A 21,917-nucleotide genomic window follows, 5' to 3' on the forward strand; every position below is an offset into this window, starting at 1 on the left:
TTATTCCGCCGCGACCGCCGTATCCGACAGGTTATCCAGACTCTGCACGATATGATCGGCCAGCGCCTCGCGCACGAGCGACGGCTCATGCTTTGAAGACAGCAATGCGATTTTGATCGGCGGCAGCGGCGGGAAACCGTCGGCGACACCGAGAACGCGCATGCCCGGGCGCAAGGACGATTCGGCGCTAACCGATACGGCAAGACCGGCCAGAACCGCGGCGCTGATCGCTGTCGAATTCTGGCTCGCATACAGAACGCGGTGCGCGCGCTTTTCCTGATCGAGCTTTTCGCAGGCGATGGTGCGCCAGGCGCAGCACACGCCGAGCGCCAGCGGCACCGGACTTTCTTCATGCGGGCTCGCACGCGCGGACGTCACCCAATAGAGCTGTTCCTGCCGGATGACCTGCGCATCGGCGACGATGCCGGTATGGGTGATGATGGCGAGATCGAGCGAGCCGGTACGGATGCGTTCGATCAAAGACAATGACGGCTCGCACAGAACGGTGACTTCGGCGCGCGGATTTGAGCGCGAAAAGCGAGCCAGAATTTCGGGCAGGAAACGGTCGGCATAATCGTCCGGAACGCCGAGCCGCACATGGCCGGCGAGATCGGCATCCGCCAGCGCAATCACCGCTTCATTGGAGAGTTTGACGATGCGGCGGGCGTAATCGAGCAGCCGCTCGCCATCATCCGTCAGCTTCGACTGGCGCCCGTCGCGGGCAAAAACCGGCTTACCGAGCCGCTCCTCCAGCCGCTTCATCTGCATGGACACTGCCGACTGGGTTTTGTGGACCATCTCCGCCGCCCGGGTGAAGGAGCCGGTATCGGCAATGGCTACAAAGGTTTTGAGCTGGTCGACGTCGAGAAGCGCACTCATGCCCGGCTCCCATATCAGCAACGTTGATGGATGACATTAAAACTATTCGTTTCACTTATCAATCCGGGAGGGGCATTTGTATGAACCAAGACGAGTCGCCGGGGCACACACCCTAAGCGACCGGTACCGGGAGCGTCCCCCTCTAACGATGAAAGGAGCACACCATGGCACAGTATCTGCCCAAGGAAGCGGGCTCCCTAAGTCCCGCTACTTCCTTATTTTTTGACCTCGGCCTCGCAGTTTTGGCGGCCGTCAGCGCGGTCGTGAACCGCTATCAGGCGGCTCGATCCCTGTCCCAGTTCGACAGCCGAATGCTGGCGGATATCGGCCTCACTCCGGGCGATGTCGATTCGGCCTTCGCCGAGCCGATCTGGAAAGACCCGACCCGGCGCCTGGCCGTGATTGCGGTCGAACGGCGTGCCGCCGCCCGGGCTTTGCGCCTCGGCCGCATCCACAATCACCAGAAGGCGGAAGCCGAGCTGGTAAACTGAAAAAGGCGGGCTTCAGCCCGCCTTTTTGCTTTTGGGTTTGGATTTGGGCTTCGGCTTTGCCGGAGCTTTTCTTTTTGGGGCTTTGGACTCCGGCAGAACGCCGAGCGCCGCCGCCGCTTCCGGATTGAGCGCCACACCCTTTTGCTCGATGCCGAGCAAAGGCTCGTCCGGCTGGCGATGCAGAAGATGCTTGCCGGCCTCTCGCCCCCCGCCCGCTTTCTGCAGTTCCAGCCGTTCGAAATCGCGGCGGCGGATATCGGCTTCGATCTCGGCGGCGTGATCTTCGGAAAAGCCGAGGGCGCGCAGCGCCGCATGGCCGAGCTTCATCGCGCTCTCGAAGGTTTCGCGGATCTCGAATTCGACATTGCGGTCGTGCAGTTGGATCCAGTGATCGCGGTCGATGGCGCGCACGAGGATCTTCGCAAGCGGGCATTCGCGCTTTACGAGATCGACGATCTTCATCGACAGAACGGGGCTGTGCACGCAGACAAGCACGATCTGCGCATCGCGGGCGCCGCAGGCGCGCAAGACATCCACGCGCGAACCGTCGCCGTAATAGACCTTGAATCCGAATTTGGCGGCTAGACGCACGCCTTCGGCGTCATGATCGACCAGCGTCGTCTCGATGCCTTCCGAGATGAGGAACTGCGCCGCCGTCTGGCCGAAACGGCCGAAGCCAATGACAACCGCCGTGCGGCCTGTGCCGTCGAGCGACTCTTCCGCCTTTTCGACGCCGTCGAGATAGCCGGGACGTTTCATGCGGTGAGCGAAATACTCGATGATCGCGATGGAAGGCGGGCCGACCATCATCGACAGCACCCCGAGGGCCAACACGAGCTGGCCGATATCGGCATTGAAGAGGCGCGTCGACACCGCGAGCGGGATCAGCACGAAGGCGAATTCGGACGTCGGCGCCAGAAGCGAGCCGACGCGGATCGCGTCCTTCGGAGCCGAGCCGCGCAGAAAGGACAGACCGGCGGCCACCGCGAACTTGACGCTGAACAGGATGACGAGCGCGACGAGCAGATAAGGCCAGGCGCTGGCGACGACCTTGATGTCGAGCACCATGCCGACGCCCATGAAAAACAAAGCGAGCAGAAGCGCACGGAACGGCGCAACGCTGACTTCGAGCTCGTGACGGTAGCTCGATTCCGCGAGAAGAAGACCCGCGAGAAACGCGCCGAGCGCCATGGACAGGCCGATGACCTGCGAGCCGATGGCCGCGCCGAACACCAAAAGCAGCGCCACCGGCACCATGACATCGTGGCCGCCATTGCGGACGAGGAAGTGCAGCACGGGGTTGATGAGATAGCGGCCGGTGAGAACGATGGCGGAGAGGACGAGGATCGCCGCACCGACCTTGATGCCGATATCGAAGGGATCGGCAATCTGGTCGGCTCCGCCCGCGAGCGCCGGGATCAGAGCGAAGGCCGGGACGATGGCAAGGTCCTGCGCCAGAAGAACCGAGAAGGTGCGCTGGCCGTAGGCGCGTGTGAGGGAGCCGCGCTCAGAAAGGATTTTCGTCGCCAGCGCCGTCGAGGACAGCGCCAGCGCAAAACCCGCAGCAACCGAGCCGCCTAAATTGAAGCCCAGCCAATAACCGAGCGCCGCCAGAATACCGGTTGTGATGACGAGTTGCGCCGCGCCGAGGCCGAAGATGTCGCGCCGCATATCGAGCAGGCGCGAGAATTCGAGTTCGAGGCCGATCAGGAACAGCAGAAGGACGACGCCGAGTTCGGCGATGCGCAGCGTACGGTCCGGATCGACGAAGATGTCGAGCCCGCTTGGCCCGAGAACAAGCCCCGCGGCGAGGTAGCCGACGATGGCGCCAAGACCCAGACGATTGAACAGCGTCGGGGCTATAACAGCTGCGGCCAGGAAGACGATGAGGACAGGAGGAAGTGTGGGGCCGTGTTCCATTTATTCTCGCACGGTCTCAGTATGCGGCTTTAACCCCCTGCGCCGTCAATCTCTTTAGAACTACTTCACCTAAGACTTGAGCGCGCGCCAGCCGATATCGCGGCGGCAGAAGCCTTCCGGCCAGTCGATGAGATCGACACCCTTGTAGGCCTGCGCCTGCGCATCCTTGAGCGTCTTGCCGGTCGCCGTGACGTTGAGAACGCGGCCGCCCCAGGACAGGATTTTCTCGCCGTCGGTACGTGTGCCGGCATGGAAGACCGTGACATTCGGCAGGGCATCGGCGGCCTCGATATTCTCGATGACCGAACCTTTGAGGAAATCGCCGGGATAACCTTCGGTTGCGAGCACAACCGTGATCGCCGGATCGTCCGACCATTCCGCTTTGACCTTGTCGAGCGTGCCCTTCACCACCGCCTCGAAAATATCGAGGAGGTCCGACTTCAGCCGCCGCATCAGAACCTGACATTCCGGATCGCCGAAGCGGACATTGTATTCGACGAGCTTTGGCCCTTCGGAGGTCAGCATGAAGCCGGCATAGAGGACGCCGCGGAATGGATTGCCGAGCGACTTCATCGCCCGCGCCGTCGGTTTGACGATCTCTTCGAGCGCGCGTTTTTCGAGTTCGGGGGTGAAGACCGGCGCGGGAGAATAGGCGCCCATGCCGCCGGTGTTCGGCCCCTCATCGCCGTCGAAGACGCGCTTATGATCCTGCGCGCTGCCGAAGGGCAAAACCTTTTCGCCGTCGACGAGGCAGAAATAGCTGACCTCTTCGCCGGTCATGAATTCTTCGATGACCACGCTTTCGCCGGCAGAGCCCAGCCCGCCGTCGAACATCATGTCGATGGCGGCCTCCGCTTCCTCGACGCTCATCGCAACGACAACGCCTTTGCCAGCGGCCAGCCCGTCGGCTTTGACGACGATCGGCGCACCCTGCTGGCGGATATAGGCCTTGGCGCCTGCCGGTTCGACAAAGCTGCGATGGCGCGCGGTCGGGATGTCGTAGGTCGCGCAGAGCTCTTTCGTATAGGCCTTGGAGCCTTCGAGCTGGGCGGCGGCTTTGCTCGGCCCGAAAGCCGGAATGCGCGCCGCGTCGAGCTCATCGACGAGACCGGCAACAAGCGGAACTTCGGGACCGACGACGACAAGGTCGATTGTCTTCTCGAGGCAGAAGCGGACAACAGCCTCATGATCGGCCGGGTCGATGGCCACAAGTTCGGCATGGCGGCCAATGCCGGGATTGCCGGGCGCGGCGTAAAGTTTTGAAAGACGCGGGCTCTGGCTGAGCTTCCAGGCCAGAGCGTGTTCGCGGCCGCCGGAGCCGATAAGGAGGAGATTCATGGCCCCCTCTTTAGCCTCTGGACGGGGCGTCCGCCATAAGGCCGGGCTGGATTTTCCCCGCTGCCCTCGGGTGATAGATTGCCCATCCCATGGCCAATGAAGATTCGGGCGCACCCTCCAACGCGCCGGAGATATCCGTCTCCGAACTCTCCGCCAATCTGAAGCGCACCGTCGAGGATGCGTTCGGCTATGTGCGCGTGCGGGGCGAGATTTCGGGCTATCGCGGGCCTCATAGCTCGGGCCATGCCTATTTCAGCCTGAAGGATGAGAGCGCCCGGCTCGATGCGGTCGTCTGGAAGGGCACGTTCGGGAGGATGAAGTTCAAGCCCGAAGAGGGCATGGAGGTCATCGCCACCGGCAAGATCACGACCTATGCCGGCAAATCCTCGTATCAGATCGTCATCGATGCGCTGGAGCCTGCCGGCGCCGGCGCCCTTCTCGCCCAGTTGGAAGAGCGCAGGAAGCGCCTTGCCGCCGAGGGCCTGTTCGATCAGGCGCGGAAAAAGAAGATCCCGTTTCTTCCCGAAGTCATCGGCGTCGTCACCTCGCCGACCGGCTCCGTCATCCGCGATATTCTGCATCGCCTGTCGGACCGTTTTCCGCGCCGCGTTCTGGTGTGGCCGGTGCGTGTGCAGGGCGAGACCTCCGCCGCCGAAGTCGCCGCCGCGATCCATGGCTTCAACACTCTCGAGATCGGCGGCGCCCTTCCCCGCCCGGATGTTCTGATCGTTGCGCGCGGCGGCGGCAGCTTGGAAGACCTCTGGAGCTTCAACGATGAGGCGGTGGTGCGTGCGGTCGCCGCGAGCCAAATCCCCGTTATCTCCGCCGTGGGCCATGAGACCGATACGACCCTCATCGATTTTGCCGCTGATCTCCGCGCCCCGACACCGACCGGTGCCGCGGAATTTGCCGTTCCCGTACGTACCGAGCTTCTCGCGAATGTCGGCTCGTGCGGCGCGCGCCTCATCGGCGCGCTCGGGCGTTATGTCGACCGGAAACGCACCGAACTGCGATCCGCCGCGCGTGCGCTTGGAACGCCCGAGGCTCTGCTCGCGACGCCGCGGCAGAAATTCGATACGCTGGCGGCGCGGCTCGGCCCGGCGCTTGTCGCCAATGAACGCACGAAACGCATCGAATTTTCGAAAGCCGCATCGCGCCTGCAGCCGGGCGTTCTGATGCAAAGGATCGAACGCGGCGGCGAACGGCTCACGGCTCTGGTGGATCGAAAGACGCGCGCGCTCTTCGGCCTGATGCAGAACACGCGACGGCGGCTCGACCATGCGCATGGCCTTCTCAACGCCTATTCCTATCAGAGCGTGCTTGAGCGCGGCTTTGCCGTCGTGCTCGATGCGAAAGGTGGCGTCGTGCGCGCCTCCGCCTCGATTTCAAGCGGCGATGCGCTGACTTTGCGTTTCAAGGACGGCGAGACCGGCGCAGTCGCGACATCCGGCACGCCGAAGCCGAAAGCTCCGGCAAAGAAGCCCGGCGGCCAGGACGATCTCTTCAGCTAGCGTCCCAGACGAGGCGGTGCGACCAGCCGACGGGCTTCACCGCGGCGGGCGCGAGCACCGACTGATAGGCGGACGCCTGCGGCGGATGGCCGATTTCTTCGGCATGGATGCCGCCGGTCATGAACAGGCAATCAATGCCGAACGTATTGGCACCGGCGACATCGGTGATCATTGAATCGCCGATGGCGAGGACACGCGCTTTCGGCGTGACCTTGCCGCGCAGCTTCAAGGCTTTGCGCAGCGCTTCTTCATAAACGAGCGGAAACGGCTTGCCGATGTGCAGGACGTGGCCGCCGAATTCTTCATAAAGGTCGGCAAGCGCGCCGGCGCACCACACCATCTCGCCTCCCCGCTCCACAACGCGATCGGGATTGGCGCAGATGAGTTCGATGTCGAGTTTCGACAGGACTTCCATGCGCTCGCGGTAATCGTCGGGCGTTTCGGTGTAGTCGTCGTCGAGGCCGGTGACGACGGCGATCTTCGCGTCTTTCGGCGAAACAAGTTCGAGACCGTCGAACATTTCAACGTCTCTCGGCGGGCCGAGATGATGAAGGCGCGTAATGCCGCGACGGTCGAGCTCCATGCGCGTGACATCGCCGGAGGTCACGATGCCGTCCCAGGCGGCGCGCGGCACGCCGACGCGATCCAATTGCTCGATCACAACGGAAGACGGACGCGGCGCGTTGGAGAGCAGGACGACTGTGCCGCCCTGCTCGCGGAATTTCACCAAGGCCTCGGATGCGGTCGGCCAGGCGGATACGCCGTTATGCAGCACGCCCCAGACATCGGAGAAGATGATGCCGTATTGCGGGGCGAGTGCTGAAAGGCCCGATCCCGGCGGCAGAACAAAGGTTTGCGTCATTTACCCGAGGTGCCGCAGCAGGCCCTGAAGGTCAAGCTTTGAGGTTCAGGCGCGGCGCGCAACCGAGCGGAAAGGCCGCACCGGATTGCCGCGGTCGGCCGTGGCCGGCGGGGCGGCCGGGGCCGGAACGCCACGGGCTCCGGTCTTGGCGGCCGGAGCCCCCTCTTCGCCGGTGAAGATTTCCGGGCGGACGGGGCGCGGCATACCGAAGACCGCGCCCTGAGCGGCGCGGACATCAAGGTCGAGAAGATCGGCCACCCGGGCTTCCGTATCGGCGCCATCGGCGACGAGGAGAATGCCATGGCGGCGCAGAAGGCCGGGCAGATCGGCCGGGTGGATGGCCGAAGTGCGGGTGCGCTCGGGATCGAGGAGGAAATCGGTCCCGAGACGCAGGAAGCGGATGCCGAGCTGATGGAGGGATGCCGCATCGAGATCGAGATCGCGCACGCCCGTCAACGCGAAACGGAAGCCACGCTCACTAAAGCCGGACAGCATTTCGGCCTCGACATTGCCGAAGCCGTAAAAAGCCTCCTGCGAGAAGCCGATGACCAGATGGGTCGCAAGATCGGCATTGCCGTCGAGGCGCTTTGCTATGTCGGAGGCGAAATTCGACGACATCAGCGTTTCGGCTTCGATCGACACCATCAGGCTGATATCGCGGTCGCGCGCCTTGAGGCGGCGGGCAACGCGCATCGCGCGGTCGAGGACGAACGCATCGAGCGCCGGCTGCAGGCCGCCGAGCCGCGCATCGAGAACGAATTCGCCCGGCGGGATCAGAACGTCCTGATCGCGCATATAAGGAACGGCGAGATATTGGATGACGCGGCGCTGCGGCAGAGCGGCGACCGGCTGAAGATGCAGCTCGATGCCGTCCGATTCGATGGCGCGGCGGATCTGCTTGGCCTTGCCGGGATCGATGGCCGGAGCCTTGGCTTGCGCCTGGGCGATGAAGGCTTCTTCCTCGTCCATCTCTTCTTCGTCGTCGCGCGGCAGTTCCGGCAGCGGGCCGGACTGGGAGATGTTCCAGGCGGCCTGACGGGCCGGAAGATCGGCGATGGCCCGGTCGTGCTGCTCGACGGTTTCGGCAATCATCCGGACCAGGCTGCCGAGCTCGGCGATTTCCTTCTCCAGGGGAGCCGCGGTGCGGCGGGCCGTTTCCTGGGCGGCGGCATCGACGCGCAAAATGCGCGGTTCCAGCGCCAGAACGCGCTCGGCGATCAGGCTGATTCGCTCTTCGAGTTCAAAGAAGCGGACATTGGGCTGGCGGCCGGTGGTGGCACGCGAAGCGAGGTGATTGACGAGCGCGATAAGCGCAACGCCACCTACACCGCCTGCAAGCGCGAGCGGTAGCCGCATGCCCAGCCCGACGACGAGTATCGTCGCGACCGAAGCCACGACCGCCGTCATGCAGAACGCTATGAAAATCGCACCCGGTTTAAGCATGACATCCAGCGAACGATCCGGACGGCCTCAGCCCGGATTCGCAACCCCGCATGCAATCTACCGGAGCGGCCTCTCATGTTCCAGTTTTGACGCTTCCTTTACCCTGACTGACGAAAGTGACCTGGGGACAAAATGGCGTCCGCTTGGCTGAGAGTGCGGACGCCTTGGGAGTTTGATGGTCATGGTTTTGCTGGCGGGCTCGTTCGGGCCAGCGCGTTTGCGCATCCTCGTCGCCGAGTCCGATGCGGTACAGGCCCGGCAGATCGCCGCGGCCTTGGCCGCGGGTTTGCTCAACGCGGAAGTGGAAATCGCCGATAGTTTGACGAATGCGGAAGCGCGCCTACGCGGCGTGCGCTTCTCCGCGCTTATCGCCGGCGCGGGTCTCGGCGAGGATTCCGTCGAGCGTTTGCGGCCGCTGATCTCCGGTCCTTTGGTCATTACCGGAGCCTCCGGGTTATCCACAGGGGCCGATCTGACGCGCCGCGGTGCAGACGCCGTCCTTCCCGTTCCGTTCTCTCCTTCCATGACGGTGGAGAGCCTCGTCGAGGCGCTTAAAGCCCGTCCCGCCCTCCCCGAATCACCTCAGCCCGCGATTTCCGGCTTTGCCGGATTCATCGGCGGCTCGGACCCCATGCGCCGGGTCTATAGCGAGATCGAACGGGTCGCCTCGTCGAAAGCCTCTGTCTTCATTACGGGCGAAAGCGGCACCGGCAAGGAACTCGCCGCCAACGCCGTCCATGCACAGTCCGGCCGCTCGGGGCCGTTCATTGCGCTCAATTGCGGCGCGATCCCCAAAGAGCTCATCGAAAGCGAAGTCTTCGGCCATATGCGCGGCGCCTTTACCGGCGCGGTCGAGGATCATGCCGGTGCGGCGGAGGCCGCCCATGGCGGCACGCTGTTCCTCGACGAGATCTGCGAAATGGACATCGCGCTGCAGACCAAGCTGCTGCGCTTCGTGCAGACGGGCGAAGTGCGCCGCGTCGGCGGCACCAAGGCCAAGAAGGTCGATGTGCGCATAGTCTGCGCCACCAATCGCGATCCGAAAGCGGAAGTTCAGGCCGGACGTTTCCGCGAAGATCTGTTCTACCGCCTGCATGTCCTGCCGGTGCAGATGCCGCCGCTGCGCCTGCGCGGCGAAGACACTCTGATGCTGGCGCGGAGTTTCCTTGCCCGCCTGTCGAAGGAAGAAGGCCGCAGCTTTATCGGCTTCGATCCCTTCTCCGAGCGGCTGATCGCCTCCTATGCCTGGCCGGGCAATGTGCGCGAACTCGAAAGCGTCATCCGCCGCATCGTCGTCCTTAACCCCGGCGGCCTTGTCACCGCCGATATGATGCCGGTCGAGATCACCAATGCGGTGCTCAGCCAGCCGCATGGCGATGCCAAGCGCGCAAAGCAGATCCTGCCGATGTGGGTTCAGGAAGGCCGCATCATCGAAGAAGCGCTCGCCGCCTTCGACGGCAATATCGCCCGCGCGGCGGCCGCGCTCGATATCAACCCGTCGACGATCTACCGCCGCCGCCAGTCGTCACGCAAAGCGGCGGCTGAGTAATACCGCTCAGATTTTCTTCTTCAGAAAATAGAGCCCGGCGAGGAAGCCGAGCACGCTGACGAAGAGAATGTAATGCGCCGGCGCCAGTTTATCGGCCTGCATGGCGACCGGAAGAAAGACGGGCGTTAGTCCTCCGAAAATCGCATAAGCGACATTGTAGGAGAACGACACGCCGGAAAACCGCACGCTCGCGGGGAAACTCCGCACCAGAACATAAGGCACGCCGCCGATCGAGCCGACGGCGAAACCGACAAGTGCGTAAAGCGGCAGAAGAAGATCGGGCCGCGTGAACAGCAGCGTGTAGAAGGCGTAGCTCGTCGAGGCGAGAAGCACTGTTCCAAAAACGAAGAAGCGCCCTGCCCCGATACGGTCGATGGTGAGGCCGGCAACAATGCAGCCGACGGACAGCGTAAGCGTCGCAAGGCTGTTGGCTTTGAGCGAAGTGAGCGCGTCGAAACCGTAGACCTTCTGCAGGAAAGTCGGCGTCATCAGAATAATCGTGACGATGGCGGCGGAGAGCAGCCAGGTCAGCACCATGCAGATGACGATGCCGTGGATATGGCCTTGCACGACCTGCTTTAACGGCAAGGTTTCGGCGAGCGCCTTGCGCTTCTGCAATTCCCTGAAAACAGGCGTCTCATCCAGGAAGCGGCGCAGCCATACGCCGACAAGGCCGAAAACGCCGCCGAGGATGAAGGGATAGCGCCAGGCGAAATCGTGGACCTCGATGGGCGTATAGACCGTGTTGAGACCGGTCGCGACGAGCGAGCCTATGAGAATGCCGGCCGTCAGACCGCAAGTCAGCGTGCCGGTGGCAAAGCCGATATGACGCGCCGGAACATGTTCGGCGGTGAACACCCAGGCGCCCGGAACCTCGCCGCCGATGGCGGCTCCCTGCAGCACGCGTAAAACCAGAAGAAGGATCGGCGCGGCGTAGCCGATCGAGGCATAGGTCGGCAGGAGGCCGATGCCGAGCGTCGAAATCGCCATCAGGAAGATCGAGAAGGCGAAGATGCGCTTGCGGCCCAAAAGATCGCCGAAATGCGCCATGAGCACGCCGCCGAGCGGACGGGCGAAATAGCCGGCGGCGAAGATGCCGAAAGTCTGGATCGTCGCCAGCCATTCCGGCATGTCCGGCGGAAAGAACAGCCCGGTCAGCACCACGGCCAGAAAGACGTAAATGACGAAATCGTAGAATTCGAGCGCGCCGCCAAGGGCAGCCAAAGTCAGCGTTTTGTACTCAGAGCGGCCCAGCGGCCGCGCCTTGCCGAAGGCAATGTCCGTCATTGTTCGTTTCCCCGTTCCCGGGAAACGCTCTTACGCCCATTCATCAGTTTAGGAAATGGGACCCATCAACGAAGGCGGGGTCTTGCCCGCCCGGAAGGCCCGGGGTACGACGCGCCATGTCTTCCTCCGATAACAACCGCCTGAAAGCCCGTCTGGCGCGGGGCTTTGCCGATCGCGGCCCGACTGAGCTCGCCGCCACACGCGCCATGGTCGAGACCATCCGTGAGACCTATGAGCTCTGGGGCTTCGAGGCGCTGGAGACGCCCTTCATCGAATATACCGATGCGCTCGGCAAATTCCTGCCCGATCTCGACCGGCCGAACGAAGGCGTGTTCTCGTTCCAGGACGATGACGAGCAATGGCTGTCGCTGCGCTACGATCTGACGGCGCCGCTCGCCCGTTATGCGGCGGAAAACTGGGACCGCATTCCGAAGCCGTTCCGCACTTACAGATTTGGCCCCGTCTTCCGCAATGAGAAGCCGGGCCCGGGCCGCTTCCGCCAGTTCCTGCAATTCGACGCCGACACAGTCGGCGCGGCTTCGGTCGTTGCCGATGCCGAGATGTGCATGATGGCGGCCGACACGCTGGAGAAGCTCGGCATTCAGCGCGGTCAATACGCGGTCAAGATCAATAATCGCAAAGTGCTCGACGGCGTGATGGAAAGCGCCGGCGTCAGCGAGAAGCAGAAGCTCACCGTGCTGCGCGCCATCGACAAGCTCGACCGGCTTGGCGAAGAAGGCGTGAAGCTTCTCCTGGGCAAAGGCCGCAAGGATGAGAGCGGCGATTTCACCAAGGGCGCAGGCCTCGACGACAAAGCGAGCGAGACGATCCTTGCTTTTGTCGGCGCGAAGGCGAAGACCGCGAAAGACACACTCACAAATTTGAAAAAGCTTGTCGGCGGAACCGGCGGCGAAGCGGGCGTTGCCGAACTCACCGAAATTGCCGATGTGATCGAGCGCGCGGGTTATGCCGATCGCGTCATCATCGATCCATCCGTCGTACGCGGCCTCGAATATTACACGGGCCCCGTCTATGAGGCCGAACTCACTTTCGAAGTGAAGGATGAGAAGGGCCAGCCGATCCGTTTCGGCTCGGTCGGCGGCGGCGGACGTTATGACGGCCTCATCGCGCGCTTTCGTGGCGAAGCTGCTCCCGCCACCGGTTTTTCCATCGGCGTCTCGCGCCTGCAGGCGGCGCTCGCGGCGCTCGGCAAGGCCGGCAATGAAACACCCGGCCCCGTCGTCATACTCGTCATGGACAAGGACCGCACCGCCGATTACCTCGCAATGGCCAAAACGCTGCGCGATGCGAAGATTCCGGCCGAGATTTATATGGGCTCGTCCGGCATGAATGCGCAGATGAAATATGCCGACCGCCGCCGTTCGCCCGTCGCCGTCATTCAGGGCTCGAACGAAAAAGACGCGGGCGAAGTCACGATCAAGGATCTCGTTCTCGGCAAGGAAATGTCGAAGAAGATCGAAGACCGCGCCGCCTGGACGGAAGAGCGCCCGGGCCAGGTCACGGTGAAGGAAGAGAAACTGGTTGAAACTGTGCGCGCGATGATCGCGCGTCAGAAATAGTCAGCGCGAATAATCAGCGCGCGGTTTTGCGCGCTGTCTTCGGGGCGAGCGTAAAGGCCTGCCCGAGATAGTGCAGCGGCTTGACCCTGCCCTCATCGTCAAACCGGAACACGACACGCCGCTGCGCCAGCGCGCGGGCAAACAGCCATGAGACCAGCGCGCCGAGCGCAATGCCGCCGAGAACATCCGTCGGATAATGCGCGCCGATGAACACGCGGCTGCAGGAGAAGACGACGCCCGCGATCAGAATGGGCACGCGCCAGCGCGGCAGAAGCAGAGCGAGCGCTGCCGCGCACGACATGATCGTCGTCGTGTGCCCTGACGGAAAACTCGCCCATTTCGCGCTCGGGCCGAAAATATCGAAGGCGTAAGGTCCCGCTTCCTCGATCAGGCTCGGCCGCGCGCGGCCGATGATGAATTTCAGCAGCGCTGCGGCAAGGCCCGCGACGACGACCGCAGCGAAGACATAGAGCGCAGCTGCGGCCCGCGTGAAATCGTGAACGCGCGCGCGCGTGCCATGATCGGACAGATCGCGCACCACGCTGAAGACGATCAGAACAACGCACAGCACATAGACGAGGATGCCCTCGCCCAGCCAGGAGAAGAATTTGACGGCCGGGCGCAGCGCATCCGGCGGCAGGGCCGCAATCGTACGCACATGCGGATCGGCCGCATAAGCCAGCAGGACAAGACCGCCGCCGAAAGCCAGCAAAGCGATGGCGATGTCCTGGACGCTGGCCGACAGCACGACAAAACGGCGGTCGCGGCGGCGCGCGCCGAGAAGAGCGCGGAAGCGCGCGGCATTCTTTTTCGCGGTCGAGGAACGGCGGGCGCTCATGTCGGGCGGGACAATGACGGGCGTGTTCCGGAGCGTCAATTCAACGGAGGACTTTGAGGCCGGCTTCGATGTCGCCGTCTTCGACGAGATGCATCGCCTTCGGAATCTTCGCGGCTTTGGTCCGCTGGCCTTTGCGCATCACGAGAATGATGGTTTCCGCTCCGCCGGCACAGGCCGCATCGCCGCAATCAATCTGGCTGATGCTCACCGCATCCTCTTCCGCCAGTTCAAGCAGGGTGCGGACCTCGGCCGCGATCCGGCGCGAGAGCTCGGCATTCCGGGGCTCGCGGCGGCGGCCGAGGCTGAACAATCCCATAGCCCGATTTTAGCCGGGACGGCCCCAAATCTTCCAGATGTATTTCAGTAACGCTTTCGGGAGGTGTCACTTGCCTTTCTTGATACAAATGTATATCTGGCCCGGAAATGACCACTGAACCCGATATTTCCGCCAAAAGCCTCGCGCGCCTGCGCGAGCGTTCCGGCCTGACCCAGGCCGCCGCAGCCGCCGAAATCGGCGTCTCGCAGGCGACCTATTCGCGCTGGGAGAAGGACAATAACGAGCCGACCGGGGCCGCCCGGCGGGCGCTTTCCGACTGGGTCATCCGCCGCTCCCAGGCGGCCGGACCGCTCAGCGCCCATGCCGCCTTCCCCGTCCGGCTCGGCATTTCCGACCCGGAAAAGGCCGAAGAGCTGGCCGGGCGCCTTGCCGACGCCGGCTATAGCCGCGTCGAGCCGCCGATCCTGCAGCCGGCCGCAGCCTTCCTCGATGTTTCGGGCGAAGATTTGCGCCGCCGCATGTTCCTGACCTCCGATGCCGAGGGCAATGAACTCTGCCTTCGCCCGGACCTGACCATCCCGACCGCGCGCCTTCATCTCGCCGGTGCAAACCCGGCAAAGCACGCCGCCTATTTCTATCTCGGTCCGGTTTTTCGCCAGCGCGAAACCGGCAGCGGCGAAGTCCAGCAGGCGGGTATCGAAATTTTCGGCCGCGAGGACCGTGAAGACGCCGAAGCCGAAGTTCTGGCGCAGTCGAATGACGCGCTCGCTCTCTACGGCATTACGGACGCGGAACTGACGCTCGGCGACCGCTCGCTGTTTTTGTCGTTCATCCATGCCCTCGATATTCCCGATGCCTGGCGGCGGCGTCTGATACGCGATGTTGCGCGCCAGTCTGGGCTCGGCCGCGATCTTGCGGCGCTTGCGCCCGCGCCTTCCTCCACCAGCGAGCATTCGGGATTTCTCGCGGCGCTCGATGGCGCCGACCCGAAAGCCGCGAAAGCCATTGTCGAAGACATGCTGTCGATCGCCGGCATCAGCCAGGTCGGCGGCCGCAGCGCCGGCGATATTGCCGAGCGCTTCCTCGAACAGGCGCGCCTGCGCGCCTCGGCATCCCTCCCCGCCGCAACGCATGACGCTCTGTCGGATTTTCTGACGATCGAAACCGATCCCGTGAGCGCGCTGAAAGAATTGAAAGCGCTGATCGCGAGCGCACTGAAATCCGGCGCACTGTCGTCGGATGCGCCGCTGCGTGCCGGGCTCGACGCGTTCGCGCGCCGGAACGATCTCATCGCCGCGCGTGGCATTAATCTGAAGCGCGTGAAATTTGCGACGGCCTTCGGCCGCCAGCTCGACTATTACACCGGCCTTGTCTTCGAGTTCCGCACGCCTCGCCTTGCCGCGCTCGGGCCACTCATCGGCGGCGGACGTTATGACGGTCTTCTCACAGCGCTTGGCGCACCCGCGCCGGTTCCCGCCGTTGGCTGCGCCATGTTTGTCGAGCGCATGACGGAGGCCACACAATGAGCGATCCGCTTCTCGTCTCCGTGCCGTCCAAAGGACGGCTGCAGGAAAACGCTTTCGCCTTCTTTGCGCAAGCGGGCCTTCCCGTCGTGCGTCCCGGCGGAGCGCGCGAATATCGCGGCGCGTTCGGCGGGCTCGATGGCGCGCAGATTCAGTTTCTCTCCGCCAGCGAGATCGCGCGCGAACTGTCGCTCGGCAATGTCCATCTCGGCGTCACCGGCGAAGACCTCATCCGGGAAGAAGTGCCGCAGACCGATGAGCGCGTGCTGCTGCTGACGCCGCTCGGCTTCGGCCCAGCGAACGTTGTCGTTGCCGTGCCGCAGGCCTGGATCGATGTGCGAACCATGGCCGATCTCGACGATGTCGCTGCGCATTTCCGCTCGAAATACGGACGGCCGCTGCGTGTCGCCACCAAATATATCACGCTGACGCGCAGCTTCTTTGCCCTGCACGGGCTCGGCGATTACCGCATCGTCGAAAGTCTCGGCGCAACCGAAGGCGCACCGGCTTCGGGCACCGCAGACGTTATCGTCGACATCACGACGACCGGCTCGACGCTGGCCGCCAATGCGCTGAAAATTCTCGACGACGGGCTGATCCTGAAAAGCGAGGCCAATCTCGTCGCAAGCTTGCGCGCCGATTGGAACCCGGTCGCGCGCGAAGCTGCTCGCGCCATCCTATCGCGCCTTGGCGCCGCGGCCCGCGCCCGCGCCGTACAGGAAGTGAAAGCCGCACCGAAAGGCGACCGCGCGCGGATTGTGAAGGAAGCGGCGAAGAATTTCGGCGCAAGCGCACCCTTCGGGATTTCAGCCGAAGGGCCGCTCACTCTGCATGTGCCGAAGAAAGCGATCTACGCCATCGCCGACTGGCTGATGGCGCAGGGCGCCGACACGATTTCGACCACCGATCTCGACGACGTCTTCCAGTCCGAAAATCCGCTGCACGAGAAGCTTCTCGCCGCCCTTAAATCTTGAGCGCTCGGGGTTAAGCGAGATTCTTCTTCAGGAAGTCGACCGTGCGTTTCCATGCAAGGTCAGCAGCCGCCTTGTTGTAACGCGCCGGATTGGTGTCGTTGTTGAAGGCGTGGTTGGCGCCGTCATACATGAACAGCTCGTATGTCTTGCCGGCCTCGTCGAGCGCCTTCTTGTAATCGGCGATGCTGGCGTTCACGCGCTCGTCGAGCCCGGCATAGTGCAGCAAAAGCGGCGCTTTGATCGTTCCGACATTTTTCGCGGCAAGACCCATCCCGTAATAAGAGACGGCGGCCGCGAGCGGCGGCGGCGCGACCGATGCGATTTCGCTGGCGCGCGCGCCGCCCCAGCAAAAGCCGACCGCACCAACTTTGCCGGTCGAACTGCCGGACTGCGCAAGATGCCCGACCGACGCCGCGATATTGGTGATGTTCGGAAGGGGCTCAAGTTTTGCGATCAGATCGCGCGCCTGATCTTCGTTTTCCGGCGTGCCGCCCAGAGGCGTCAGAAGATCGGGGGCAAGCACGAGAAAGCCCTCAAGCGCAAGACGGCGTGTAACGTCCTTGATGTGCGGGTTGAGGCCACGGTTCTCGTGAATAACGACGACGGCGGGAAGCCGCGCAGCGCCGCCTTTCGGGCGCGTGACATATCCATTCACTTTGCCGTTCGGCGCATCGAAGGTCACGTTCTGGATGACGAGCCGCTTGTCGTCTTCCGGCACGATCGCGGCCTGGGCGTAATTGTTCTGAAGCACCGGGAGAAGTGCAGCCGCCGCAGCAGCGGACCCCGCGACCTTGGTCAGCCGGTCGGTGAATTCGCGGCGCGAAATCTGGCCATGCGTGAAGCTGTCGTAGAGATCGATGATCCTCTGGTCCATGGCGGCGCTCCTGCTCTTTGCGGCGTTATAGAAGCTTAGATTAAGTCCTAACAGGGGCACTTCAAATCTTGGCGACACGAAAAAGCCCGCGCGGAACGCGGGCTTTAACGCATCTCTCGACCTTAAGTCGTCAGGCGATCGGCGGACGTCCGCCGCGCATGAAGCCGAAAACGGCCGAAATGACGAACAGGATGATCGCCACAAAGAAGATCACCTTGGCGATCTCGATGGCCGTGCCGGCGAGACCGCCGAAGCCGAGCGCCGCCGCGATAAGGGCGACGATCAGGAAAGTCAGAGCCCAACCGAGCATGGGGAAACCTCCGGGTTATTGTTGCCTGGGCGCGGTTTTCAAGAAACCGCACTCCTGCAAACAAAACTCCGGGACACCGGAGGCGGTTCCTCAGACGGGACAGGCGGATACGACCAAAGATCATATCAGCCATGCGGAACCCCTGTTCTATGACGGCATTGTAAAGCGGCCTGCCCGAAACCCCTTTGGAGTTGCCGACGATGACCCTCGCGATTTCGCCCGCCTCGATATCCTCCGCAGCCGACGAATTCGAACGCAAGGCTGACGATTTCGCAGCGCTCGCCGAAGAGGCCAAAGGACCGGAAGACGTCGCCCGCTATCGCGATCTCGAGCACACTTATCGTCTGCGCGCCGAAGAAGAACGCGCACGCCAGATCGCGCATCTTTATGCGCCGGCAAGCGGCCACGGCGCGAACGCCTAAAGATTTCGGGAAACGCCAAAGAAAAAATGAAGGGCGCGGCATCGGCCGCGCCCTTTGCATTTTCAGATAAGACCGCGCGTGATGCCGCCGTCGACGCCGACCGTCTGCCCGGTGATATATTTTGCAAGCGGCGATGCGAGCCAGACGATCATCACCGCAATATCTTTCGGCTCGCCGAAACGGCCGAGCGGAATCTCCTTGGCGAATTCCTCGATCACCGCTTCCCGCGTCGACCCGCGCTCCTGGGCGAGTGTGTCGGCGCGATTGGTCCAGAGCGAGGTCAGCGTGCGGCCGGGCGCCACGCAGTTGACGCGGATCTTGCTGGCGGCAAGTTCGAGCGACAGCGTTTTTGTCAACGCAATCACGCCGGCTTTGTGGACGTTCGAAACGCTCTGATGCGGATAGGGCATTTTCGCCCCCGCGCCGCTGAGCGTCACGATCGCCGGATTATCGCCCTTCTCCAAAAGCGGAATGAGAGAGCGCACGGTCCGCACGGTGGAGAGAACATTGAAATTGTAGTTCTCGATCCATGCCTCGTCGTCGAGCGCCGAGAACTCCGAACGGATGCTACCGCCGACCGCAGCGATGACCGCATCGAGCGCGCCCCATGTCTCTTCAACGGTCTTTGCGAGGATCGCGCCGCCATCTGGTTTGGTGACGTCGCAGACGACATAAGCGACCGCCGCGCCGTACTCGGCGCGGATCGCTTCAGCCGCGCTCTTGAGTTTGCTCTCCGCGCGCGAGGCGATGATCACATCGGCGCCCTCGCCCGCCATCAAAGCGGCCGCGGCAAAGCCGATACCTTCGCTACCGCCGACGACAAGCACCCGCCGTTTCGAATATCCGAGATCCACGCGTTCACTCCCGATCTTGTTTTCCGGAAGTATGCCGCCGCCGCCTCACGGGGGAAAGCGCGGACGGGTTGTGCTTTCGGCAAAGAAAAAGGGCGCGACCGAAGCCGCGCCCTTTCCGAACTTTTGCGAACTTTCTGGAGGTTGGATTTCCTTAGAAATCCATACCGCCCATACCGCCCATGCCGCCGCCCGGCATGCCGGGAGGACCGCCGGCATCGCGCTTCGGCGCGTCGGCAACCATGGCTTCCGTGGTGATCAAGAGCGAAGCGACCGAAGCCGCATCCTGCAGCGCCGTACGGACGACCTTGGTCGGGTCGACGATGCCGGCCTTGATCATGTCGACATACTCTTCCGCCTGAGCGTTGAAGCCGAACGTGTCCGACTTGTTCTCGAGGATCTTGCCGACAACGATCGAGCCTTCGACGCCCGCGTTTTCGACGATCTGACGGATCGGAGCCTCAAGCGCCTTCAGAACGATGGCGTAGCCGGCCTGGATATCGGCGTTCTCGTGGATCGACTTGTTGATCGAGTTCTTGGCGCGGAGAAGAGCCACACCGCCGCCCGGGACGATGCCTTCCTCGACCGCAGCGCGGGTCGCATTGAGCGCGTCATCAACGCGGTCCTTGCGCTCCTTCACTTCGACTTCCGTCGAGCCGCCGACGCGGATGACCGCGACGCCGCCCGCGAGCTTGGCCAGACGCTCCTGGAGCTTCTCGCGATCGTAGTCCGAGGTCGTTTCCTCGATCTGCGCCTTGATCTGACCGACGCGGCCTTCGATTTCCTTCTTGGCGCCGGCGCCGTCGACGATCGTGGTCTTCTCTTTCTCGATCGACACCTTCTTGGCGCGGCCGAGCATCTGAAGCGTCACGTTTTCAAGCTTGATGCCGACATCTTCCGACACGACGGTGCCGCCGGTCAGAACCGCGATGTCTTCCAGCATGGCCTTGCGGCGATCGCCGAAGCCCGGAGCCTTGACGGCCGCGACCTTGAGGCCGCCGCGCAGCTTGTTGACGACGAGCGTCGCAAGAGCTTCGCCTTCGACGTCTTCGGCGATGATGAGCAGCGGACGCGAGGACTGCACGACGGCTTCGAGAACCGGGAGCAGCGCCTGGAGCGAGCCGAGCTTCTTTTCATGGATGAGGATGTAGGGATCTTCGAGATCCGCGATCATCTTCTCGGCGTTGGTAATGAAGTACGGCGAGAGATAGCCGCGGTCGAACTGCATGCCTTCGACGACTTCGAGTTCGGTCTCGGCGGTCTTGGCTTCCTCGACCGTGATGACGCCCTCATTGCCGACCTTCTGCATCGCATTGGCGATCATCTGGCCGATTTCGGTTTCACCGTTCGCCGAGATCGTGCCGACCTGGGCGACTTCCTCGGACGACTTGATCTTCTTCGAGGACTTCTTGAGCGAAGCGATGACCTGCGCGACGGCGAGATCGATGCCGCGCTTCAGATCCATCGGGTTCATGCCGGCGGCAACCGCCTTGGCGCCTTCGCGGACGATGGCCTGGGCCAGAACCGTCGCGGTGGTTGTGCCGTCACCCGCCAGATCGTTGGTCTTGGAGGCGACTTCGCGCACCATCTGGGCGCCCATGTTTTCGAACTTGTCTTCGAGTTCGATTTCCTTGGCGACCGTGACACCGTCCTTGGTGATGCGCGGCGCGCCGAACGACTTGTCGATGACGACGTTGCGGCCCTTCGGACCGAGCGTCACCTTGACGGCGTTGGCGAGAATGTCGACGCCGCGGAGCATCCGCTCACGCGCGTCGGCGGAAAAACGTACGTCTTTCGCGGCCATTGAATGTGTTCCTTCTGAAATTGCGTTGAGGCGGAGGCTTACTTGCCGATCACGCCGAGGATGTCGGATTCCTTCATGATCAGGAGGTCTTCACCGTCGATCTTGACCTCGGTGCCCGACCACTTGCCGAACAGCACCTTGTCGCCAGCCTTCACATCGAGCGGGACAAGCTTGCCGGCCTCGTCGCGGGCGCCGGAACCGGCGGCGACGATCTCGCCCTCCTGGGGCTTCTCCTTGGCGGTGTCAGGGATGATGATGCCGCCTTTGGTCTTCTCTTCAGCAGTCAGGCGACGAACGACCACGCGGTCGTGCAGCGGGCGAAATTTCATTGATTTCCCTCAGTTTTTCGGCTTTTCGCCGGATCTGGAAACGGGGCTGCTAGCACTCAGCGAAAGTGAGTGCCAAAGCATGCTCGTGAGGTAGTCGGGGCTCGCAGGACTGTCAAGGACGGGTGGCGGAATTTGGTTTCCGGGAGGGCAATTAGATGGCCCGCCCCCTTGGGGCCGGGCCGGGAATCGCCGAGACTTGCCGCCTCCATGATCCGCACCCCCAAAAGCCTCCAAGGGCTCGCCATCTGTCTTTCGGCCCTGGCGGGCTTTGTCGATGCGCTCGGCTTTCTGAAGCTCGGGGGCTTCTTCGTCTCGTTCATGAGCGGCAATTCCACCCGCATGTCGGTGGGCCTGACCGAAGGCAGCCAGGACTTCGCCATCGCCGGCGCGCTGATCGGGACATTCCTGATCGGCGTGATCTTCGGCTCGATGGTCGCCCATCTCGCCCATGCGAACCGGCGCGTGGCGGTGCTGGCTTTCGTGACGCTGCTTCTCGCTACGGGCGCTCTGCTCAACATGTATGGCCCGGCCTGGGCGGCCATCGGCGCGGTGGTTCTCGCGATGGGTTCGGAGAACGCCGTGTTCCAGCGTGACGGCGAAGTGACCATCGGGCTGACTTACATGACGGGGACTCTGGTGAAGCTCGGCCAAAGGCTGACCAATGCGCTCCTCGGCGGGCCGCGCTTCGCGTGGCTGCCTTATCTTGCTCTGTGGTGCGGGCTGATCGCGGGCGCCGCGCTCGGCGCTTTCGTCTATCCGAAGATCGGCTTCAGCGCCCTGTGGTTTGCTGCGGCGGCCGCAGCGCTGCTCTGCCTGTGGTCGATGTTTTTGCCGGCGGATGATCTAGACGCCTAG

Annotated in this window: 21 protein-coding genes; 8 read left to right on the forward strand and 13 right to left on the reverse strand. The window is 63.1% G+C overall.

Features of this window, described 5'->3' with window-relative positions:
• The gene (locus IZ6_RS12140; RefSeq protein WP_222875307.1) at positions 1-879 is read right to left on the reverse strand and encodes a LysR family transcriptional regulator; all 879 of its coding nucleotides are present in this window, start codon (positions 877-879) and stop codon (positions 1-3) included.
• A gap of 164 nt (positions 880-1,043) precedes the next feature.
• On the opposite strand from IZ6_RS12140, the gene IZ6_RS12145 reads away from it, so the two are divergent.
• The gene (locus IZ6_RS12145) at positions 1,044-1,370 is read left to right on the forward strand and encodes a DUF1127 domain-containing protein (protein WP_222875308.1); all 327 of its coding nucleotides are present in this window, start codon (positions 1,044-1,046) and stop codon (positions 1,368-1,370) included.
• A 12-nt stretch (positions 1,371-1,382) separates the two neighbouring features.
• On the opposite strand, the gene IZ6_RS12150 is transcribed toward IZ6_RS12145, so the two are convergent.
• Positions 1,383-3,290, reverse strand: coding sequence for a monovalent cation:proton antiporter-2 (CPA2) family protein (locus IZ6_RS12150; RefSeq protein ID WP_222875309.1), 1,908 nt, complete (start codon positions 3,288-3,290; stop codon positions 1,383-1,385).
• Between the two features lie 69 nt (positions 3,291-3,359).
• Positions 3,360-4,628, reverse strand: a complete 1,269-nt coding sequence (gene purD / locus IZ6_RS12155; RefSeq protein ID WP_222875310.1) for a phosphoribosylamine--glycine ligase — start codon at positions 4,626-4,628, stop codon at positions 3,360-3,362.
• 89 nt (positions 4,629-4,717) lie between these two features.
• Here purD and xseA point away from each other — a divergent pair, with 89 nt between their 5' ends.
• Entirely contained in the window at positions 4,718-6,139 is a 1,422-nt protein-coding gene (xseA, locus tag IZ6_RS12160; RefSeq protein ID WP_222875311.1) for an exodeoxyribonuclease VII large subunit, read from the forward strand.
• Here the strand turns inward: xseA and IZ6_RS12165 are convergent.
• Together IZ6_RS12165 and IZ6_RS12170 are read right to left on the reverse strand one after the other, a co-directional pair.
• Positions 6,132-7,001, reverse strand: a complete 870-nt coding sequence (locus IZ6_RS12165) for a TIGR01459 family HAD-type hydrolase (protein ID WP_222875312.1) — start codon at positions 6,999-7,001, stop codon at positions 6,132-6,134. The genes xseA and IZ6_RS12165 overlap by 8 nt on opposite strands.
• A gap of 45 nt (positions 7,002-7,046) precedes the next feature.
• Positions 7,047-8,444, reverse strand: a complete 1,398-nt coding sequence (locus IZ6_RS12170; protein WP_222875313.1) for an EAL domain-containing protein — start codon at positions 8,442-8,444, stop codon at positions 7,047-7,049.
• Positions 8,445-8,619: 175 nt separating this feature from the next.
• Here IZ6_RS12170 and IZ6_RS12175 point away from each other — a divergent pair, with 175 nt between their 5' ends.
• On the forward strand, positions 8,620-9,993 hold the full coding sequence (locus IZ6_RS12175) for a sigma-54-dependent transcriptional regulator (protein ID WP_222875314.1): 1,374 nt from the start codon (positions 8,620-8,622) through the stop codon (positions 9,991-9,993).
• 6 nt (positions 9,994-9,999) lie between these two features.
• Here the strand turns inward: IZ6_RS12175 and IZ6_RS12180 are convergent, their stop codons facing one another.
• Entirely contained in the window at positions 10,000-11,280 is a 1,281-nt protein-coding gene (locus tag IZ6_RS12180; protein WP_222875315.1) for an MFS transporter, read from the reverse strand.
• Positions 11,281-11,396: 116 nt separating this feature from the next.
• Here IZ6_RS12180 and hisS point away from each other — a divergent pair, with 116 nt between their 5' ends.
• Complete coding sequence (hisS, locus tag IZ6_RS12185; protein ID WP_222875316.1) at positions 11,397-12,860, forward strand: histidine--tRNA ligase; 1,464 nt, start codon at positions 11,397-11,399, stop codon at positions 12,858-12,860.
• 13 nt (positions 12,861-12,873) lie between these two features.
• Here hisS and IZ6_RS12190 read toward each other — a convergent pair whose 3' ends face one another.
• Together IZ6_RS12190 and IZ6_RS12195 are read right to left on the reverse strand one after the other, a co-directional pair.
• Complete coding sequence (locus IZ6_RS12190; RefSeq protein ID WP_222875317.1) at positions 12,874-13,698, reverse strand: phosphatase PAP2 family protein; 825 nt, start codon at positions 13,696-13,698, stop codon at positions 12,874-12,876.
• Positions 13,699-13,738: 40 nt separating this feature from the next.
• Entirely contained in the window at positions 13,739-14,014 is a 276-nt protein-coding gene (locus IZ6_RS12195; protein ID WP_222875318.1) for a hypothetical protein, read from the reverse strand.
• 107 nt (positions 14,015-14,121) lie between these two features.
• Between IZ6_RS12195 and IZ6_RS12200 the strand changes: the two genes are divergently transcribed.
• Together IZ6_RS12200 and hisG are read left to right on the forward strand one after the other, a co-directional pair.
• Positions 14,122-15,501 (forward strand): ATP phosphoribosyltransferase regulatory subunit, encoded by a 1,380-nt coding sequence (locus IZ6_RS12200; RefSeq protein ID WP_222875319.1) that lies wholly within the window; start codon positions 14,122-14,124, stop codon positions 15,499-15,501.
• A complete protein-coding gene (gene hisG, locus IZ6_RS12205; RefSeq protein WP_222875320.1) occupies positions 15,498-16,472 on the forward strand; it encodes an ATP phosphoribosyltransferase in 975 nt (324 codons plus the stop codon). The genes IZ6_RS12200 and hisG overlap by 4 nt, the downstream gene beginning before the upstream one ends.
• Before the next feature lie 10 nt (positions 16,473-16,482).
• Here the strand turns inward: hisG and IZ6_RS12210 are convergent, their stop codons facing one another.
• Both IZ6_RS12210 and IZ6_RS12215 read right to left on the reverse strand, forming a co-directional pair.
• Entirely contained in the window at positions 16,483-17,346 is an 864-nt protein-coding gene (locus IZ6_RS12210; protein ID WP_222875321.1) for a dienelactone hydrolase family protein, read from the reverse strand.
• Positions 17,347-17,476: 130 nt separating this feature from the next.
• Entirely contained in the window at positions 17,477-17,656 is a 180-nt protein-coding gene (locus IZ6_RS12215; RefSeq protein WP_222875322.1) for a DUF1328 domain-containing protein, read from the reverse strand.
• 200 nt (positions 17,657-17,856) lie between these two features.
• Here IZ6_RS12215 and IZ6_RS12220 point away from each other — a divergent pair, with 200 nt between their 5' ends.
• Positions 17,857-18,078, forward strand: coding sequence for a hypothetical protein (locus tag IZ6_RS12220; RefSeq protein WP_222875323.1), 222 nt, complete (start codon positions 17,857-17,859; stop codon positions 18,076-18,078).
• A 62-nt stretch (positions 18,079-18,140) separates the two neighbouring features.
• Here the strand turns inward: IZ6_RS12220 and IZ6_RS12225 are convergent, their stop codons facing one another.
• The 3 genes from IZ6_RS12225 to groES all read right to left on the reverse strand — a co-directional run bounded on the left by IZ6_RS12225 (position 18,141) and on the right by groES (position 21,062).
• The gene (locus IZ6_RS12225) at positions 18,141-18,932 is read right to left on the reverse strand and encodes an SDR family NAD(P)-dependent oxidoreductase (RefSeq protein WP_222875324.1); all 792 of its coding nucleotides are present in this window, start codon (positions 18,930-18,932) and stop codon (positions 18,141-18,143) included.
• A gap of 151 nt (positions 18,933-19,083) precedes the next feature.
• Positions 19,084-20,733: a chaperonin GroEL gene (gene groL / locus IZ6_RS12230; RefSeq protein ID WP_222875325.1), complete on the reverse strand. Its 1,650-nt coding sequence runs from the start codon at positions 20,731-20,733 to the stop codon at positions 19,084-19,086.
• A gap of 38 nt (positions 20,734-20,771) precedes the next feature.
• Positions 20,772-21,062 carry a co-chaperone GroES gene (groES, locus tag IZ6_RS12235; protein ID WP_222875326.1) on the reverse strand — a complete coding sequence of 97 codons (291 nt, stop codon included), beginning with the start codon at positions 21,060-21,062 and terminating at the stop codon, positions 20,772-20,774.
• A 207-nt stretch (positions 21,063-21,269) separates the two neighbouring features.
• Here groES and IZ6_RS12240 point away from each other — a divergent pair, with 207 nt between their 5' ends.
• Positions 21,270-21,917, forward strand: coding sequence for a YoaK family protein (locus IZ6_RS12240; protein WP_222875327.1), 648 nt, complete (start codon positions 21,270-21,272; stop codon positions 21,915-21,917).

Origin of the sequence: Terrihabitans soli (assembly GCF_014191545.1) — a bacterium.
GTDB lineage: Bacteria > Pseudomonadota > Alphaproteobacteria > Rhizobiales > Methylopilaceae > Flaviflagellibacter > Flaviflagellibacter soli.

Excerpts from the sequence above, each read along its gene's own strand:
- IZ6_RS12215 (WP_222875322.1), bottom strand. The coding sequence starts at position 17,656 with ATGCTCGGTTGGGCTCTGACTTTCCTGATCGTCGCCCTTATCGCGGCG.
- IZ6_RS12150 (WP_222875309.1), bottom strand. The coding sequence starts at position 3,290 with ATGGAACACGGCCCCACACTTCCTCCTGTCCTCATCGTCTTCCTGGCC.
- IZ6_RS12210 (WP_222875321.1), bottom strand. The coding sequence starts at position 17,346 with ATGGACCAGAGGATCATCGATCTCTACGACAGCTTCACGCATGGCCAG.
- groL (WP_222875325.1), bottom strand. The coding sequence starts at position 20,733 with ATGGCCGCGAAAGACGTACGTTTTTCCGCCGACGCGCGTGAGCGGATG.
- IZ6_RS12220 (WP_222875323.1), top strand. The coding sequence starts at position 17,857 with ATGACCCTCGCGATTTCGCCCGCCTCGATATCCTCCGCAGCCGACGAA.
- IZ6_RS12140 (WP_222875307.1), bottom strand. The coding sequence starts at position 879 with ATGAGTGCGCTTCTCGACGTCGACCAGCTCAAAACCTTTGTAGCCATT.
- IZ6_RS12200 (WP_222875319.1), top strand. The coding sequence starts at position 14,122 with ATGACCACTGAACCCGATATTTCCGCCAAAAGCCTCGCGCGCCTGCGC.
- purD (WP_222875310.1), bottom strand. The coding sequence starts at position 4,628 with ATGAATCTCCTCCTTATCGGCTCCGGCGGCCGCGAACACGCTCTGGCC.
- IZ6_RS12170 (WP_222875313.1), bottom strand. The coding sequence starts at position 8,444 with ATGCTTAAACCGGGTGCGATTTTCATAGCGTTCTGCATGACGGCGGTC.
- xseA (WP_222875311.1), top strand. The coding sequence starts at position 4,718 with ATGGCCAATGAAGATTCGGGCGCACCCTCCAACGCGCCGGAGATATCC.
- IZ6_RS12240 (WP_222875327.1), top strand. The coding sequence starts at position 21,270 with ATGATCCGCACCCCCAAAAGCCTCCAAGGGCTCGCCATCTGTCTTTCG.
- IZ6_RS12190 (WP_222875317.1), bottom strand. The coding sequence starts at position 13,698 with ATGAGCGCCCGCCGTTCCTCGACCGCGAAAAAGAATGCCGCGCGCTTC.
- IZ6_RS12195 (WP_222875318.1), bottom strand. The coding sequence starts at position 14,014 with ATGGGATTGTTCAGCCTCGGCCGCCGCCGCGAGCCCCGGAATGCCGAG.
- IZ6_RS12180 (WP_222875315.1), bottom strand. The coding sequence starts at position 11,280 with ATGACGGACATTGCCTTCGGCAAGGCGCGGCCGCTGGGCCGCTCTGAG.
- IZ6_RS12145 (WP_222875308.1), top strand. The coding sequence starts at position 1,044 with ATGGCACAGTATCTGCCCAAGGAAGCGGGCTCCCTAAGTCCCGCTACT.
- groES (WP_222875326.1), bottom strand. The coding sequence starts at position 21,062 with ATGAAATTTCGCCCGCTGCACGACCGCGTGGTCGTTCGTCGCCTGACT.
- hisS (WP_222875316.1), top strand. The coding sequence starts at position 11,397 with ATGTCTTCCTCCGATAACAACCGCCTGAAAGCCCGTCTGGCGCGGGGC.
- IZ6_RS12175 (WP_222875314.1), top strand. The coding sequence starts at position 8,620 with ATGGTCATGGTTTTGCTGGCGGGCTCGTTCGGGCCAGCGCGTTTGCGC.
- hisG (WP_222875320.1), top strand. The coding sequence starts at position 15,498 with ATGAGCGATCCGCTTCTCGTCTCCGTGCCGTCCAAAGGACGGCTGCAG.
- IZ6_RS12165 (WP_222875312.1), bottom strand. The coding sequence starts at position 7,001 with ATGACGCAAACCTTTGTTCTGCCGCCGGGATCGGGCCTTTCAGCACTC.